The sequence below is a fragment of the Flavobacterium sp. GNP010 genome, from assembly GCF_056428945.1.
This window is the reverse complement of sequence record NZ_JBWJVK010000006.1, coordinates 16,973-32,901: the sequence shown is the minus strand read 5'-3', so window position 1 is coordinate 32,901 and position 15,929 is coordinate 16,973. Positions and strand designations below refer to the sequence as shown.

At 34.4% G+C, this 15,929-nt stretch carries 14 protein-coding genes; 10 read left to right on the top strand and 4 right to left on the bottom strand.

Features of this window, described 5'->3' with window-relative positions:
* Positions 1-6 precede the first annotated feature (6 nt).
* The gene (gene panD, locus AC061C_RS03490) at positions 7-357 is read right to left on the bottom strand and encodes an aspartate 1-decarboxylase (protein WP_478290055.1); all 351 of its coding nucleotides are present in this window, start codon (positions 355-357) and stop codon (positions 7-9) included.
* A gap of 14 nt (positions 358-371) precedes the next feature.
* On the bottom strand, positions 372-1,220 hold the full coding sequence (panC, locus tag AC061C_RS03485; protein WP_478290054.1) for a pantoate--beta-alanine ligase: 849 nt from the start codon (positions 1,218-1,220) through the stop codon (positions 372-374).
* A 108-nt stretch (positions 1,221-1,328) separates the two neighbouring features.
* Between panC and AC061C_RS03480 the strand changes: the two genes are divergently transcribed.
* The 7 genes from AC061C_RS03480 (at position 1,329) to AC061C_RS03450 (ending at position 12,508) form a co-directional block, all read left to right on the top strand.
* Positions 1,329-2,135 carry a glycogen/starch synthase gene (locus AC061C_RS03480; protein ID WP_417979663.1) on the top strand — a complete coding sequence of 269 codons (807 nt, stop codon included), beginning with the start codon at positions 1,329-1,331 and terminating at the stop codon, positions 2,133-2,135.
* A 20-nt stretch (positions 2,136-2,155) separates the two neighbouring features.
* On the top strand, positions 2,156-3,754 hold the full coding sequence (gene bamH / locus AC061C_RS03475) for a BamH family beta-barrel-assembly machinery protein (RefSeq protein ID WP_478290053.1): 1,599 nt from the start codon (positions 2,156-2,158) through the stop codon (positions 3,752-3,754).
* 9 nt (positions 3,755-3,763) lie between these two features.
* Positions 3,764-5,611 (top strand): glutamine--fructose-6-phosphate transaminase (isomerizing), encoded by a 1,848-nt coding sequence (gene glmS, locus AC061C_RS03470; protein WP_478290052.1) that lies wholly within the window; start codon positions 3,764-3,766, stop codon positions 5,609-5,611.
* 372 nt (positions 5,612-5,983) lie between these two features.
* Complete coding sequence (locus AC061C_RS03465) at positions 5,984-8,806, top strand: TonB-dependent receptor domain-containing protein (protein WP_478290051.1); 2,823 nt, start codon at positions 5,984-5,986, stop codon at positions 8,804-8,806.
* Between the two features lie 29 nt (positions 8,807-8,835).
* Complete coding sequence (locus AC061C_RS03460; RefSeq protein ID WP_478290050.1) at positions 8,836-10,377, top strand: SGNH/GDSL hydrolase family protein; 1,542 nt, start codon at positions 8,836-8,838, stop codon at positions 10,375-10,377.
* Positions 10,378-10,634: 257 nt separating this feature from the next.
* The gene (gene atpD / locus AC061C_RS03455) at positions 10,635-12,146 is read left to right on the top strand and encodes a F0F1 ATP synthase subunit beta (protein ID WP_309757586.1); all 1,512 of its coding nucleotides are present in this window, start codon (positions 10,635-10,637) and stop codon (positions 12,144-12,146) included.
* An 80-nt stretch (positions 12,147-12,226) separates the two neighbouring features.
* Complete coding sequence (locus tag AC061C_RS03450; RefSeq protein WP_417944244.1) at positions 12,227-12,508, top strand: FoF1 ATP synthase subunit delta/epsilon; 282 nt, start codon at positions 12,227-12,229, stop codon at positions 12,506-12,508.
* A gap of 212 nt (positions 12,509-12,720) precedes the next feature.
* Here AC061C_RS03450 and AC061C_RS03445 read toward each other — a convergent pair whose 3' ends face one another.
* Positions 12,721-12,930 (bottom strand): helix-turn-helix domain-containing protein, encoded by a 210-nt coding sequence (locus AC061C_RS03445; protein ID WP_478290049.1) that lies wholly within the window; start codon positions 12,928-12,930, stop codon positions 12,721-12,723.
* Positions 12,931-12,932: 2 nt separating this feature from the next.
* The gene (locus AC061C_RS03440) at positions 12,933-13,436 is read right to left on the bottom strand and encodes a DUF2975 domain-containing protein (RefSeq protein ID WP_478290048.1); all 504 of its coding nucleotides are present in this window, start codon (positions 13,434-13,436) and stop codon (positions 12,933-12,935) included.
* Positions 13,437-13,599: 163 nt separating this feature from the next.
* On the opposite strand from AC061C_RS03440, the gene AC061C_RS03435 reads away from it, so the two are divergent.
* From AC061C_RS03435 to AC061C_RS03425, 3 genes are all read left to right on the top strand, one after another.
* Entirely contained in the window at positions 13,600-14,733 is a 1,134-nt protein-coding gene (locus AC061C_RS03435; protein ID WP_478290047.1) for an aminotransferase class I/II-fold pyridoxal phosphate-dependent enzyme, read from the top strand.
* Positions 14,734-14,806: 73 nt separating this feature from the next.
* A complete protein-coding gene (locus AC061C_RS03430) occupies positions 14,807-15,007 on the top strand; it encodes a hypothetical protein (protein ID WP_478290046.1) in 201 nt (66 codons plus the stop codon).
* Positions 15,008-15,053: 46 nt separating this feature from the next.
* On the top strand, positions 15,054-15,929 hold the full coding sequence (locus tag AC061C_RS03425) for a TraB/GumN family protein (protein ID WP_478290045.1): 876 nt from the start codon (positions 15,054-15,056) through the stop codon (positions 15,927-15,929).

The window sequence follows — 15,929 nt, the reverse complement described above, 5'->3', positions numbered from 1 at the left end:
ACGCCACTATGTCAATGAGTTGTCGTTTTCATTCGGGAAAATAACCCATGGTTTGAATGTTTTAGCGGCTTCAAATTCCATTGTCGCATAGGAAATAATAATAATGATATCGTCTTTTTGTACTTTTCGAGCTGCAGGTCCATTAAGTGTAATGGAGCCAGAATTTTTCTCCCCTTTGATTGCGTAGGTTTCAAAACGTTCTCCGTTGTTGATGTTTACGATAGCGACTTTCTCCCCTTCAATTATATTGGAAGCTTCTAATAATGATTCGTCAATAGTAATGGACCCAATATAATTTAAATCGGCGCCGGTTACTCTAACTCGGTGAATTTTTGATTTTAAAACTTGAATTTGCATGCTACAAAAGTAAATTAATTTAATGAAATGGTGTCAATCAATCGAATGTTATTGACAAGTACTGCTATAAAAGCGCGATATTTTTTATTTTTATTTTTTCTTGTACTAGACAAAAGTGTTTCTTCATCAGCAATAGTGAAATATTCTAAAGTAAAATGAGGATTGTCCTGAAACGTTTTTTGTACCCATTCGGAAACTGCTGAAATACTGTTGGTTGCAAATTTTTCTTTTGCTTCGGCTAGTGTTTTGTAGATGAGAGCCGCTTCTGCTCTTTCTTCTGGAGCCAAGCGTTCGTTTCTAGAGCTCATTGCTAGATTGTTGCTTTCACGGTGAATTGGACAACCAACTACGTTTACAGATAAGTTATTTTTGGCAACCATTTTTTTTACAATTTGCAATTGCTGAAAGTCCTTTTCGCCAAAATATGCGTTTGTAGGCGCTACTATTTCAAAAAGGCGCTTTACAATAGTGCCAACCCCGTCAAAATGGCCGGGTCTGAATTTGCCTTCCATTTGATTTTCAAGACCATCAAAATCAAAAGACTGTGAAGTAGGTTTTCCTTCATAAATATCTTCAACAGTTGGTGCGTACAAAATAATTTTTGGATCCAAATCAGTCAATTTTTGAACATCTGCATCAAATGTTCGGGGGTATTTTGCTAAGTCCTCTGGGTTGTTAAATTGTGTTGGGTTAACAAAAATACTTACAACAGTATTCTCATTTGCTAGAAGTGATTGCTGCATTAATGCCAAATGACCTTGGTGTAAAGCACCCATCGTAGGAACAAATCCAACTGTAGAATTTACCGTTTTTATCGATTTCATATAGTCGATCAAAGGTGCTTTTCCGTAGAAAATAGGCATGGCTGTTTTATTAAAATTAAATGCAAACTTACTATTTTAGTTAATAACTGCATAAATTTTTGTAATTTTGCATGGTTTTTATTGCCAATAAATTAAGTAAATTACAATATGAAAGATAAGAGGATATTATATGTATCATCTGAAGTGGTGCCTTATCTCGCTGAAAATGAGGTCTCTTTAATGTCTTATGACGTACCCAAAATGATCAATGATCAAGGCGGACAAATAAGAATTTTTATGCCAAGGTATGGAAATATTAACGAGAGAAGACATCAATTGCACGAAGTAATTAGACTTTCGGGGATGAATTTGGTGGTGAATGACTTGGATATGCCTTTGATTATTAAAGTGGCTTCGATACCAAAAGAGAGAATACAGGTTTATTTTATTGACAATGATGAGTATTTCAAGCGGAAAGCCACATTTGCTGATGAAGAAGGAGTGATGTATCCAGATAATGATGAGCGTGCTATTTTCTTCGCAAAAGGAGTTGTTGAAACGGTAAAGAAATTGAACTGGGTTCCAGATATTATTCATGTTCATGGCTGGATGGCTGCTATGTTACCCATATACATGAAGCATTTTTACAAAAATGAGGCGTTGTTTTCAGAAACTAAGATTGTTACTTCAGTATACAGTCAGTCTTTTGATGGGACTCTCGATGTTGAGATGATTAATAAAGTAAAGTTTGACGGTGTTCCTGATGAAGCAATAGCTGATTTGGAAATACCAAGCTATGAAAATATCATTAAAGCTACTATTAAGCATTCCGATGCAGTGATTATTGCCTCAGAAAACCTGTCTCCAAGTTTAACAAAATTTATAGAATCTTCAGGAAAACCTTTTTTACCTTTCGCACCGAAAGATGCTTTCGCAGAGCTGTATACTAATTTCTATACAAACGAGGTTCTTTAAATTAAACTTTTCTATTTAATATGTACAATAATTCTTTTTTTAAGAAAATTCTGGTAGTTGCAAGTGTTGTTTTTTTATATTCTTGCGATAAAGATTATAATGAAATTGGTGGTGATTTAATTGGTGAAAATAATTTTGGCTTAGAAAAACAAACCTATAGTGTTTTAGCTTACGGGCATAAGACGGGTCCAATACAATCCAACAATCTTGAAGTAAATCCGTTAGGAATTTATAATAATCCTAATTTTGGTGAAACTACCGCAAATTTTGCAACGCAATTAACCATAGCGGCTCCACCTACAAGCATTGGCACAAGACCTTACATTGAAAGTGTTGTTTTAACAATACCGTATTATATTGATGCTTCCAAAACAATAACGAAAACAGATGGAAGTCGTGAATATACCCTTGACTCCATTTATGGGCCTGATAAAGCGGAAATGAAATTAAGCGTTTACGAGTCGGGATATTTCATGAGAGACACCGATCCAATGGGCGGATTTGTGCAGCCACAGAAATATTTTACAGATCAAAATTCAGATTTTGATGATGTTAAAAATCCAAATCGCCTCAATGATGATTCTAATGTGGCCCAAAACGATAAATTTTTCTTTGACCCAGCAGAGCATGTTGTTACTTCAACCGATACAGTAACGAAAGTAGTCACTACTACACGAACTCCTCCTGGCATGCAATTGAATTTGAATAAAAGCTTTTTTAAAACTAAGATACTTGATGCTGTAGCTTCAGGTAAATTGGCATCAAATTCAGTGTTCAAAGAATATTTTAGAGGTCTTTATTTTAAAATGGAAAAATCAGGAAGCAGTGCTGGAAATACAGCAATGTTGAACTTTAAAGCAGGTAAAATCACTATAAAATATAATGAAGATCTTTCTACAACAGTAGGTGCCGTGACTACGGTTACACGTGTCAAAAAAACTATTGTTTTAGATTTCACAGGAAATTCAGTGAGCTTGCAAAACACTAATTATTCCAATAGCGGACTTGCTTATAATGCTTTGCCAAATACGGGAAATAGTGCAGAAGGAGATGACAAGTTGTATTTAAAAGGAGGAGAAGGATCTCTAGCAGTAATAAGCCTTTTTGAAACTCCTGGTGAATTAGAATCCATCAGAAAAAGTGGTTGGTTGGTTAATGAGGCCAATCTTGTTTTTCATATTGATGCTGCGGCTATGTCGGGAAATATAGAACCTCAGAGGGTGTATGTCTATGATTTAAAAAACAATCGACCTATTGTGGATTATTTTTTAGATGGAACTACCAATAGTCTCAATCCCAAAAAGGATAAAATCATTTTTGATGGTAATCTAATTACAAATGCTACTACCAAAAAAGGAACCTCCTATAAAATTAGAATTACAAATCATATAAGGAACCTTATCAAGTTCAAAGATTCTACTAATATTAAGTTAGGTTTGGTAGTAACGGAAGACATTAACAATCCCATATCCTACAAGGTAAAAACACCAAGTGCTTTTATTACGGGAGCACCAAAACCGTCGGTTATGAATCCATTAGGAACCATTTTGTATGGTGGTAAATCTTCGGCTGATGACAAAAGATTAAAACTAGAAATTATTTTTACAAAACCTAATTAAGATACAAATATGTGTGGAATCGTTGGATATATCGGATTTAGAGAAGCTTATCCTATAGTTATAAAAGGATTGAAGAGGCTTGAATATAGAGGTTACGATAGTGCCGGTGTAATGCTGTATGACGGTGAGCAGTTAAAGGTTTCTAAAACCAAAGGGAAAGTAGTAGATCTAGAGGCGAAAGCTTCAAAAGAGATCACAACGAATGGAAGTATTGGCATTGGTCATACACGTTGGGCAACACATGGTGTGCCAAACGATGTAAATTCTCATCCGCATATTTCAAATTCTGGAGATTTAGCCATCGTGCACAACGGAATTATTGAAAATTATGCTCCTTTGAAGGCAGAATTGACAAAAAGAGGCTATGTTTTTCACTCAGACACAGATACTGAAGTGCTAATTAACCTAATTGAAGAAGTTCAAAAAAGAGACGGATTAAAATTAGGAAAAGCAGTTCAAGTTGCTTTAAATCAAGTGGTAGGTGCCTATGCAATTGCTGTATTTGATAAAAAAAATCCAAATGAAATTGTTGCTGCAAGATTAGGAAGTCCACTAGCTATTGGGGTAGGTGAAGGAGAATTTTTTATAGCCTCAGATGCGTCTCCTTTTATAGAGTACACGTCAAATGCGATCTACCTTGAAGATGGCGAAATGGCAAATATTAGATTGCACAAACAAATGAAAGTGCGTAAGATTAAAGATGACTCATTAGTCAATCCTACTATTCAAGAGCTTCAGATGAACTTAGAGCAAATTGAAAAAGGGGGATATGATCACTTTATGTTAAAAGAAATTTACGAGCAGCCAAGTGTTATAAAAGATACTTATCGCGGGAGATTGCACGCAAATGAAGGTCTAATTCAAATGGCAGGTGTAGAAGATAATTTAGAAAAATTTCTAAATGCGGATCGAATTATAATAGTAGCCTGTGGAACGTCATGGCATGCCGGATTAGTTGCCGAGTATGTTTTTGAAGAGTTTGCTCGCATTCCTGTTGAAGTAGAATATGCTTCGGAGTTTAGATATAGAAACCCAATTATAAACAAAAAAGATATCGTTATTGCTATTTCTCAATCTGGAGAAACAGCAGATACCATGGCTGCTATAAAATTAGCCAAAGAACATGGTGCATTTGTGTTTGGTGTTTGTAATGTTGTGGGTTCTTCAATTTCTAGAGAAACTCACGCAGGAGCTTATACGCATGCGGGTCCTGAAATAGGAGTTGCATCTACCAAAGCGTTTACGACTCAAATTACAGTATTAACCATGATTGCTTTGCGTTTAGCAAAAGCAAAGGGTACTTTATCGCATGGTGATTTTCATATGTATTTACAGGAACTAGAAATTATTCCTGAAAAAGTTAAAGAAGCTTTGGAAACCAATGCAAAAGCAAAAGAAATTGCATTAACATTCAAGGATGCTCCTAATTGTTTGTATCTAGGAAGAGGATATAATTTCCCGGTTGCTTTAGAAGGCGCTTTAAAGTTAAAAGAGATCTCTTATATTCATGCTGAAGGGTATCCTGCAGCTGAAATGAAACACGGTCCTATTGCTTTAATTGACGAAAGTATGCCAGTAGTAGTTATTGCGCCAAAGCAAGGGCATTATGACAAAATTGTAAGTAACATTCAAGAAATAAAATCCAGAAGTGGGAAAATAATTGCGGTAGTTACTAAAGGGGACATACAAGTACGTGAGTTAGCCGATTATGTGATTGAAATTCCAGAAACTTCTGATGCTTTATCACCATTGATTACGACAATTCCATTGCAACTATTGTCGTATCATATTGCTGTACTGCGTGGTTGCAACGTAGACCAACCTCGTAATTTGGCTAAATCAGTTACAGTAGAATAAATTTTTAAATCCTTATTATATAAAAACAGCCTTGAAAGATTTTTTTTCAAGGCTGTTTTTTGTTTTGTTTTTTGCAAAAGTCCTTTTAAATGCTCGAAAAGACTACGAAAAAGATGCGAATTTGTGTTATTTGTTATTTTTATCAAATATCTAAAAATTAATAAATTTTTTATGATATGTGTATTTTTTATATGCGCGCATAATGATATTCTGTTGTTATTACATAATTTTTAACATATAATTTTAAAAAATCAATAGTGAATAAGTTTAAATGGCGCAAATTAACTGCTAAATATGAAATTTTAAAGGTCCTTTTTTATTAATATCAAAAATATTTGTAATTTGGCCACATAAACCAACAAATTATAACCAATGAGAGTGTATTTACTTTTTTTGACATTGTTTTTTTGCAGCTTGACTTTTGCTCAAAACTCAATTTCAGGTATTGTTACAGACAGTAACAACCAACCTATTCCTGGAGCCAACATTAAAATCATTGGTGATTCCGCTGCTACTACTACTGATGTAGATGGTTCTTTTATTTTGAAATCTTCTAGAAAGCCACCTTATACTATTGAGGTTACAAGTGTAGGTTTTGCATCTCAGAGAGTATCTGTTGCTTCTCCTAATCAAAAAATTGCAGTAAAACTGGTAGATGAAGAGAATAAATTAGACGAAATTGTAGTTTCTGCGTCAAGAACTCCGGAAAGAGTTTTAGAGTCACCAGTAACTATTGAAAGAATGGGTATTGCTGAAATTAAGAAAACGGCTTCACCTTCTTTCTATGATGGACTTGAAAACATGAAAGAAGTACAAATGAATACGTCAAGTATGTCATTTAAATCAATTAATACACGTGGATTTGCATCTGTTGCAAACACTCGTTTTATGCAATTGGTAGATGGAATGGATAACTCCTCTCCGTTATTGAACTTCGTATTAGGAAACTTAATAGGGTTATCTGAAATTGATGTTCAAAGTGTAGAATTGCTTCCTGGAGCATCTTCAGCTTTATATGGGGCAAATGCATTTAATGGAATTTTATTTATGACCAGTAAAAGTCCATTTACAAGCCAAGGAATTACAGCATACGCTAAATTTGGACAGACTAGTCAAAAAGCAGCTGGTACAAATGATTATGTCGATTACGGAATCCGTATGGCAAAAGCATTTAGTCCTTATTTGGCTGGGAAAGCTAATTTCACCTACATGCGTGGAACAGATTGGTACGCTACTAATGCCGATGATAAAACAAGAGCTGGAATTGATAGAAAAAATCCTAATTACGATGGAATTAATATCTACGGAGATGAAGTAGCTACAAATATTAGAAATGTAGCTGATGGTTTGTTAAATGCAAATAGAATAACTCCTGCACAGTACAATGTGTTTAGAAGTATTCTTCCAAACTCTACAGTAAGTAGAACAGGTTACAACGAAACGGATTTAACAGACAATAAAGCAAGTAACACTAAGATAGATTTATCGTTGCATTATCGACCTTTTGGAAATGAAAATTTAGAAGTTATATTACAATCTAAATTTGGTTTTGGTAATGCAGTATATCAAGGTGCAAACCGTTATTATTTGAATAACTTTTTCATGCAACAACATAAAATTGAATTCAAAGGAAAAAATTTCTTTTTAAGAGGATACACTACAACTGAGGACGGTGGTCAATCGTATGATATGTTATTTACAGGGATTAATATAAACAGAAAATGGAAAGCTGATGCTACTTGGTTTGGAGAATATGCTAGCGCTTACGTTCAATCTACATTAGCAGGTGCGGCTAATTCTCAAGCGGCACACGATGCTGCAAGAGCTTTTGCTGATACAGGTAGATTCTTGCCAGGTTCTCCAGCATTTAAATCTGCTTTCGCATCGGTGACAAATGAGGCTAGTGTTTTAACAGGTTCAAAATTAGTAGACAATTCAAGAATTTATCATTCTGATGCCAATTATAATTTCAAAGATTTAATTGATTTTGCTGAAATTCAAGTTGGTGGATCATACAGGCAATATGAATTGAATTCATTTGGACGTATTTACACTGATGCGAATGGTCCAATCAAGTACAATGAATACGGAGCATATACGCAAGTGATGAAAAAAGTAATGGATGATCGCCTGAAATTTACTGGATCTATTCGTTATGACAAAGCACAAAATTTTGATGGTAATTATTCCCCAAGACTTTCTGTAGTGTATTCTGGTGGTCAAAATAAAAACCATAATTTTAGAGGGTCGTTCCAAACAGGTTTTAGAAATCCTACTACACAAGATCAGTATATTGGATTTAATGTGGGAAGTGCCATTTTATTAGGATCAGCGCCGGATAACTTGACTCGTTTTGTAGAAACTTTGCCAATAAACGGAGCAATAGGTCAAGGATTTGCAGGTGGAAATACAGTAACAATTGACGGTAGAAGAGCTTATGAAAATTCATACCTAGCATCTTCGGTTATTGCTTTTGCAGCAGCTGGAAATCCTGCACTATTGAAAAAAACAAATGCGGGTCTAGTTAAACCAGAAGAAGTAAAAGCAATTGAAGTGGGTTATAGGTCTTTCATTAATAAAACTTCAATAGATATAAACGGGTATTATAATATTTATAATAATTTCATTGGAAACTTAAATGTTGTTACTCCTTTATATGGAGCAGCTATTGATGGCGGAGGAACTTCGAGCGCAGCAGGTCTGCAAGCTGTTCATGCACTTTCAAATGGCAATACAAGAACTTTTCAATTGTACACTAACACTCCTTTAGAAATCAAGTCATTAGGTTTCGGTCTTGGATTATCAAGAAAAGTATACAAGGATTTTGAAATTGGGGCTAATTATAATTATGCAGAGTTTGGTTTTGATCAATCTAAAGATCCTAGTTTCGAAGCGGGTTTCAATACACCAAAACACCGTGTGAAAGCTTCTTTTGGAAACGAAAAGTTATTTCCAAATTTTGGATTTAATGTTAGCGGACGATGGAATAGCGAATACTTATGGCAGTCTTCTTTTGCAGATGGTACAATAGCATCAGCTACAGTTATAGATGCACAGTTAAATTACAATCTTCCATCTTTGAAATCAACTTTAAAAGTTGGAGCATCAAACATCGGAGGTAAAGAATACGGTCAAGTATTAGGAGCTGGTCTTATTGGTCAACAATATTTTGCGTCTTGGACAATTAACCCGTAATCATTCATTAATACTAAATTATAAAAACAATGATGAAAAATTTCAAATGGCTATTATTTGCTTCGTTAGCATTTGTAGCGTGTAATAACGAAGATGAAGTTGCTGTTGAAGCCAATTCTTCTGATGGAAAGCCTTTAACTTCTGGATCTGCCGATTTTTCGAAATATGTAGCTTTAGGCGATTCATTTGCAGCAGGATTTTCAGACGGGGCTTTATTTATAAAAGGGCAAGAAGGATCTTATCCAAATATATTAGCGCAACAATTTTCACTTGTAGGCGGAGGTGCTTTTACAAATCCATTTATGAAGGATAATATTGGTGGGTTTTCATTAGGAGGTGCGCAAATACCGCAATTTGGACCAAGATTATATTTTGATACTGTAATAACTAATACAAATCTTTCGCCAACACCTAAACCAGTGACAGGCATTTCAGGAACAGCAATTTCTGATAAATTGACAGGGAGTTTTAGTAATATGGGAATTCCTGGCGCAAAAGCTATTCATTTAGATTTTGCTGGCTATGGCAGTTCTGCAGGAAATCCTTATTTTGCTAGATTTGCTTCTAAACCTACTGCTACAGTTATTGATGATGCTTTAGCACAATCACCAACTTTCTTTTCTTTATGGATTGGTGGCAATGATGAACTAGGATATGCAACTTCTGGTGGCGATCCTACAGTAAATCCATTAACACCTCCAGCAACTTTTAATACGGTTTATAACTCGATGCTTACAAAACTTACGGCAGGTGGACGAAAAGGAGTAATCGCAAATTTACCATATGTAACAACGTTGCCTTATTTTTATGTTATTCAATACAATCAATTGACACAAGCAAATTTAACTGTAAATAATGTAAATTTAGTGAGTACTTTGAATGCCCAACTTTATACTCCTTTAAACAATGCTTTGAAATTCTTAGGGCAAGGAAATAGAATTAATGTTTTATCCTCAACTGGTAACAACCCTATGTTAATAAATGATGAAACATTGTCAAATTTGGCACCACAATTAACCCAAGTTTTAATTGGCGGTGGGCTTGATGCGCAAACCGCCGGCGCATTAGGTTTTATTTTTGGACAAGCAAGACAAGCTGTGCCGACAGATTTAATTTGTTTATCAGCAAGTTCAAGAATTGGTAAAGTAGCATCTGTTGATGCAGATGGGATTGCTTCACCAGCGCCAAGTTTAAATCAATTAGGAATTACATTTCCGCTTCCTGATAGGTATGTATTACTTCCAAGTGAAGTTGCTGAAATTAAAGTCGCAACAGACGCTTACAATTCTACTATTGAAGCTGCAGCAACAACTTTTAATTTAGCTATTTTTAATGCAAAAGACACTATGAATGGTTTAACTTCTGCAAGCGGTATAAGTTCAAATGGTTTTACTTTAAGTTCAACTTATGCAACAGGTGGAGCCTTTTCATTAGACGGAGTTCATCCTAGCCCAAGGGGATATGCATTAATTGCAAACGAATTCATTAAAGCAATTAATGCCAAATACGGTTCTAATTTGAAAGGAGTAGATTTAGGGAATTATGGTATTTTATTTCCAAAAGTACTATAGATTATAATTTGTAGTCATACTTTAAAGACCACTTACTCTTTGTAAGTGGTCTTTCTTTTTTTAAGAATAATGTGAACTTTTTTATTTTTTTTAGTAGTTCAAGTGAAATTTACTAAAATAATCCTTTTTTTGTAAAAAAATAATTGATTTTATATTTTAAAAAATTATCTTTGCGCTCTGAAAAAAGCATTTAATCGATACGTTTCGATTGGTATAATTTCATAAACCTAAATAGCTATTTAATAAACACATAAGTAATGTCAAAAGTAATAGGAAAAGTTGCCCAGATCATTGGACCAGTAGTTGATGTCGTTTTCAACGGTAAGGATGTTGAACTTCCAAAAATTTATGATTCGTTAGAAATCACAAAAAAAGATGGTACTTTATTAGTGCTTGAAGTACAGTCTCACATTGGTGAAAACACGGTACGTACCATTTCAATGGACTCAACAGATGGTTTGAGTAGAGGTTATGAAGTAGTTGGAACAGGGAATCCTATCCAAATGCCAATTGGTGCCGATGTTTACGGTCGTTTATTCAATGTAATTGGAGATGCAATTGACGGTTTAGGTAATTTACCAAAAACAGGGGAAAACGGAATGTCTATTCACAGACAAGCACCTAAATTTGAAGACCTTTCAACTTCATCTGAAGTTTTATTTACAGGTATTAAAGTAATCGATTTAATTGAGCCTTACTCAAAAGGGGGTAAAATTGGATTGTTCGGTGGTGCTGGTGTTGGTAAAACAGTATTGATTCAAGAGTTGATCAACAATATTGCAAAAGGTCACGGTGGACTTTCAGTATTCGCAGGAGTAGGAGAAAGAACACGTGAAGGGAATGACTTACTTCGTGAGATGTTAGAGTCAGGAATTATAAAATACGGGGATGAATTCATGCACTCTATGGAAAATGGAGGATGGGATTTATCTAAAGTAGATATGCCAGGAATGAGAGAGTCTAAAGCTACTTTCGTTTTCGGTCAAATGAATGAGCCTCCAGGAGCTCGTGCTCGTGTAGCACTTTCTGGATTGTCTATCGCTGAGTATTTCCGTGATGGAGCAGGAACTGATCAAGGGAAAGATGTACTATTCTTCGTGGATAACATCTTCCGTTTTACACAAGCAGGTTCTGAAGTTTCTGCACTTTTAGGTCGTATGCCGTCTGCGGTAGGGTACCAACCAACATTGGCTACTGAAATGGGTGCGATGCAAGAGCGTATCACTTCTACAAACAAAGGGTCTATTACATCTGTACAAGCGGTTTACGTACCTGCGGATGATTTAACAGATCCAGCTCCGGCTACAACTTTTGCTCACCTTGATGCAACTACTGTATTGTCTCGTAAAATTGCTGAGTTAGGTATTTATCCTGCAGTAGATCCATTGGATTCTACTTCAAGAATCCTTACTCCTCAAATTTTAGGTAATGAGCACTATGACTGCGCACAAAGAGTAAAAGAAATTTTGCAAAAATACAAACAATTACAAGATATCATTGCGATCCTTGGTATGGAAGAATTATCAGAAGATGATAAATTAGCCGTTTCAAGAGCACGTCGTGTACAACGTTTCTTATCTCAGCCTTTCCACGTTGCGGAGCAATTTACAGGATTAAAAGGGGTGTTAGTTGATATTAAAGATACGATCAAAGGATTTAACATGATTATTGACGGTGAATTAGATCACTTGCCAGAATCAGCTTTTAACCTTAAAGGTACTATCGAAGAAGCTATCGAAGCTGGAGAAAAAATGTTAGCGGAAGCTTAAAATTAGTTTAAAAGTTTAAAGTTTAAGGTTCACTCGTAACTTTAAACTTTTAAACTTTAAACTTTAAACTAAAAAGAAATATGTTATTAGAAATAGTATCACCAGAAGCAAAATTATTTTCGGCAGAAGTGACTTCGGTTACACTACCAGGAGTTGATGGAAGCTTTCAGATTTTGAATAATCACGCTCCAATTGTATCTATTTTAGGAAAAGGTGTTGTGAAAATTACAGCTTCTACTTTTGCCTTTGCTAAGGAAGTAGCTACAAAATTTACGAAGCTAGATGAACAAAATTATACGATAGCTATCCAGTCCGGAACAATTGAGATGAAAGATAATAAAGTAATTGTGCTAGTTGACTAAAACAATTCAGAATATAAATAGAGCCTAACGTAATTGTTAGGCTTTTTTTTTGGAGCTGTTTCCCGCTTTTCAATACAAGCTCTTAAAGGAAACACTTTTTTGTTATAACCGCCACGAGCTTCCTCTGGTCGCTGTGCCACTTCTACAAAAAATAGTGTTTCCTTTTGCGAGGCTTTCCATTTCAATCTGGGCTAAAATGCAGAAATAAGGAATTATTCGTCCCTTACAAACTCCAAAATGTCTCCTGGTTGACATTCTAGAATTTCACAAATCAGTTCTAAAGTCGAGAACCGAATCGCCTTTGCTTTTCCGGTTTTTAAAATTGATAGATTGGCGGTGGTAATTCCCATTCGATCGGCGAGTTCATTGGAACGCATTTTTTTTTTGGCAAGCATCACGTCAAGGTTTACTATGATTGGCATAATTATATGGTTAGTTCGTTTTCTTCTTTCAATTGTTTCCCCATTTTAAAAACTTCGGCTAAAACCGTAAAAAATAATCCAAGAGAAACAAGATAAAGGAAAGGATTTGCTCCAATTTCTATTTTTATTTCACCTTGTGCTACTTTATAAAAGAAAGCAGGAATTCCCGATACAAATCCGGAAAGTATAAATAGATTTCCAATTCGATTGAAGTAAAAGATTATTTTGTTATCAAAAATAATTTTCAACTGAAACAATCGGAGCAGTGTTTTTATTAGATATAAACCATACAATAGTACGAGATAAGACAAGGTTGCAAAAAATAAAACAATTTTAGCATTGAGGTCCAAAACAGTTATTTTGATACCATTCAACTTTATTGGAACATCAAACGGTTCATTTGAAATCAATAAATACCCGACAAAAATCATCAAGAACGGAACGGAGATTAAAGCCATAATCCAAACGAAATCAATAATTGCTTTCAATAAATATAATTTTCTCATAAGATTTAAGTATAAAAGTTTACCACAAATATATAATAAATATTGATAAACAATAATAAAACACTAATTAACAATAATTATTATTTTAAAAATTATTTTAATCTGTTTAATCTGTGTCATCCGTGTGCTATTTTTTAAACATTAAATCAATAACTTTGCATATATGAATTTCCCCAAAAATCTGTACGCTAAATTGGAGACTCGAAAGCAAAATAATGCTTTGCGACAATTGTCTTTGCCATGTAAAATGACTGATTTTGCTTCTAACGATTATTTAGGTTTTTCGATAAACGAAGGTATTTTTGATGAAGTACATCAATTATTATTGAATAGAAAAATCAAAATTAACGGAGCAACTGGTTCCCGATTATTGTCTGGTAACCATAAACTGTATCAAGAAACAGAAGACTTTATTGCCAATTTCCACAATTCAGAAACCGCGTTAATTTTCAATTCTGGTTACGATGCTAACGTTGGTTTTTTTGGATCAGTTCCACAAAAAGGAGATTTGATTTTATACGATGAATTGTGTCATGCATCTATTCGGGACGGAATCCAGCTCTCAAATGCGAAAGCCTACAAGTTCAATCATAATGATTTTGAAGATTTAGAAAAGCTGATTTTACGGAATCCAGATACCACTATTTATATTGTCACTGAATCTGTTTTTTCAATGGATGGTGATTGTCCAAATCTAGAAGAATTAATTTTGGTTTCAAATAAACACCAGTGTTATCTTGTTGTTGATGAAGCGCATGCTTTGGGTGTTTTTGGTTCAACAGGCGAAGGATTCGTTCAAATGTTGAATTTACAAGATCACGTTTTTGCTCGAATTATGACTTTCGGAAAAGGATTGGGATGTCATGGTGCTGCGATTTTAGGTTCTGTTGAATTGAGGGAATATTTAATAAATTTTGCCCGAAGTTTTATTTATACCACTGGGCTTTCGCCTCATTCTGTTGCCACGATTTTGGTTGCGTATACCTACTTAGAAAAACAGAAAAATAATATTGAAGTACTGCGAGAAAACATCATTTATTTCAATAAGGAAAAGAATTTGTTGGGATTAAAACCGCTTTTTGTCCGCAGCAAATCAGCCATACAATCCGCTATCATTCCCGGAAATGAAAAAGTAAAAGCGATAGCAACCCAATTGCAGGAAAATGGATTTGATGTAAAAGCCATTCTTTCGCCAACCGTGCCAGAGGGACAGGAACGCTTGCGTTTTTGTTTGCATAGTTATAATTCACCCGAAGAAATTTCGGCTGTGATGCATTGTATTCTCTCACTTCTTTAAAAATTTTTAATTTTTTTGTAACGTTTTGCTTGTTTAATTACTTACGAATGGTAATCAAATAAACAAAACCATTATGAAAACAAAAACCACAAAAAAATTTAGCGAAAGAAATGATTTCGGACCTGTTATGATTTTTATCAGCTCAATTGGACTTGGCTACGCTATAGTAAACCAATATGTTTATAATAAACCAATTTTGGATATGCTATTGATAATGTCTTGCTTCTTTTTGGCAGGTGTGTTTTCTGTTTTAAGAACAAAATATACTAAATAATCTTAACGAGTTTCAATCATCTAAATCAATCAAAAATTAAATTATTATGAAAAAAATATTCAAATCAATTGCAGTAGTAGCAGTATTATTAATTTCAAGTGGAGTTTTTGCGCAAACAAAAAAATCAGTGTTAGACAATTCAAATGATAAATCTCTTTTATGGGAAATTTCAGGAAATGGGTTGTCGAAATCCTCTTATTTATATGGCACCATTCACATGATTTGTGGGAATGATTATTTCCTATCTGATAAAACGAAAAAAGCATTTACTGCTTCTGATAATTTAGTCTTAGAGGTTAATTTATCTGATCCTAAGGAATTGAGTGCTGCTCAACAACTGGCCTATGGAAAAGAACCATTAAGTAACAAATTGAGCCCAGAACAATTGAATGACCTTGATGCTTTATTACAAAAGCGAACAGGAATGACAGTCAAACAAGTTGACAAGTTTAGTTTAATGACAGTAATGAGTTTAATGACGATGAAATCTTTTGGGTGTGGTGATATTAAAATTTATGAAATGGAATTTATTGCAATGGCCAAAGATTCTAATAAAAATGTTACTGGATTTGAAACACTTCAAGCACAAATGGATTTCTATAGCAAAGCTTATTCTGATGCGGAAATGATTACAATGTTACAGGAATCAAATGACGATAGCACAAAAAAGTTAGTTCAAAATTACATTCAGGAAAACCTTCCAGAATTATATAAAGACATTACGGCTCCAAAGGTGATGAATGAAAACGCAAAAAAATGGATGTTAGAGGTTCGAAATACAAACTGGGCTTTGAAAATGCCAGATATGATGAAAGATAAAAGCACTTTTTTTGCAGTTGGAGCCGCACATTTATTGGGAGAACAGGGAGTAATAAACTTATTGAGAAAAGCGGGTTATACTGTAAAACCTATATTGAACTAA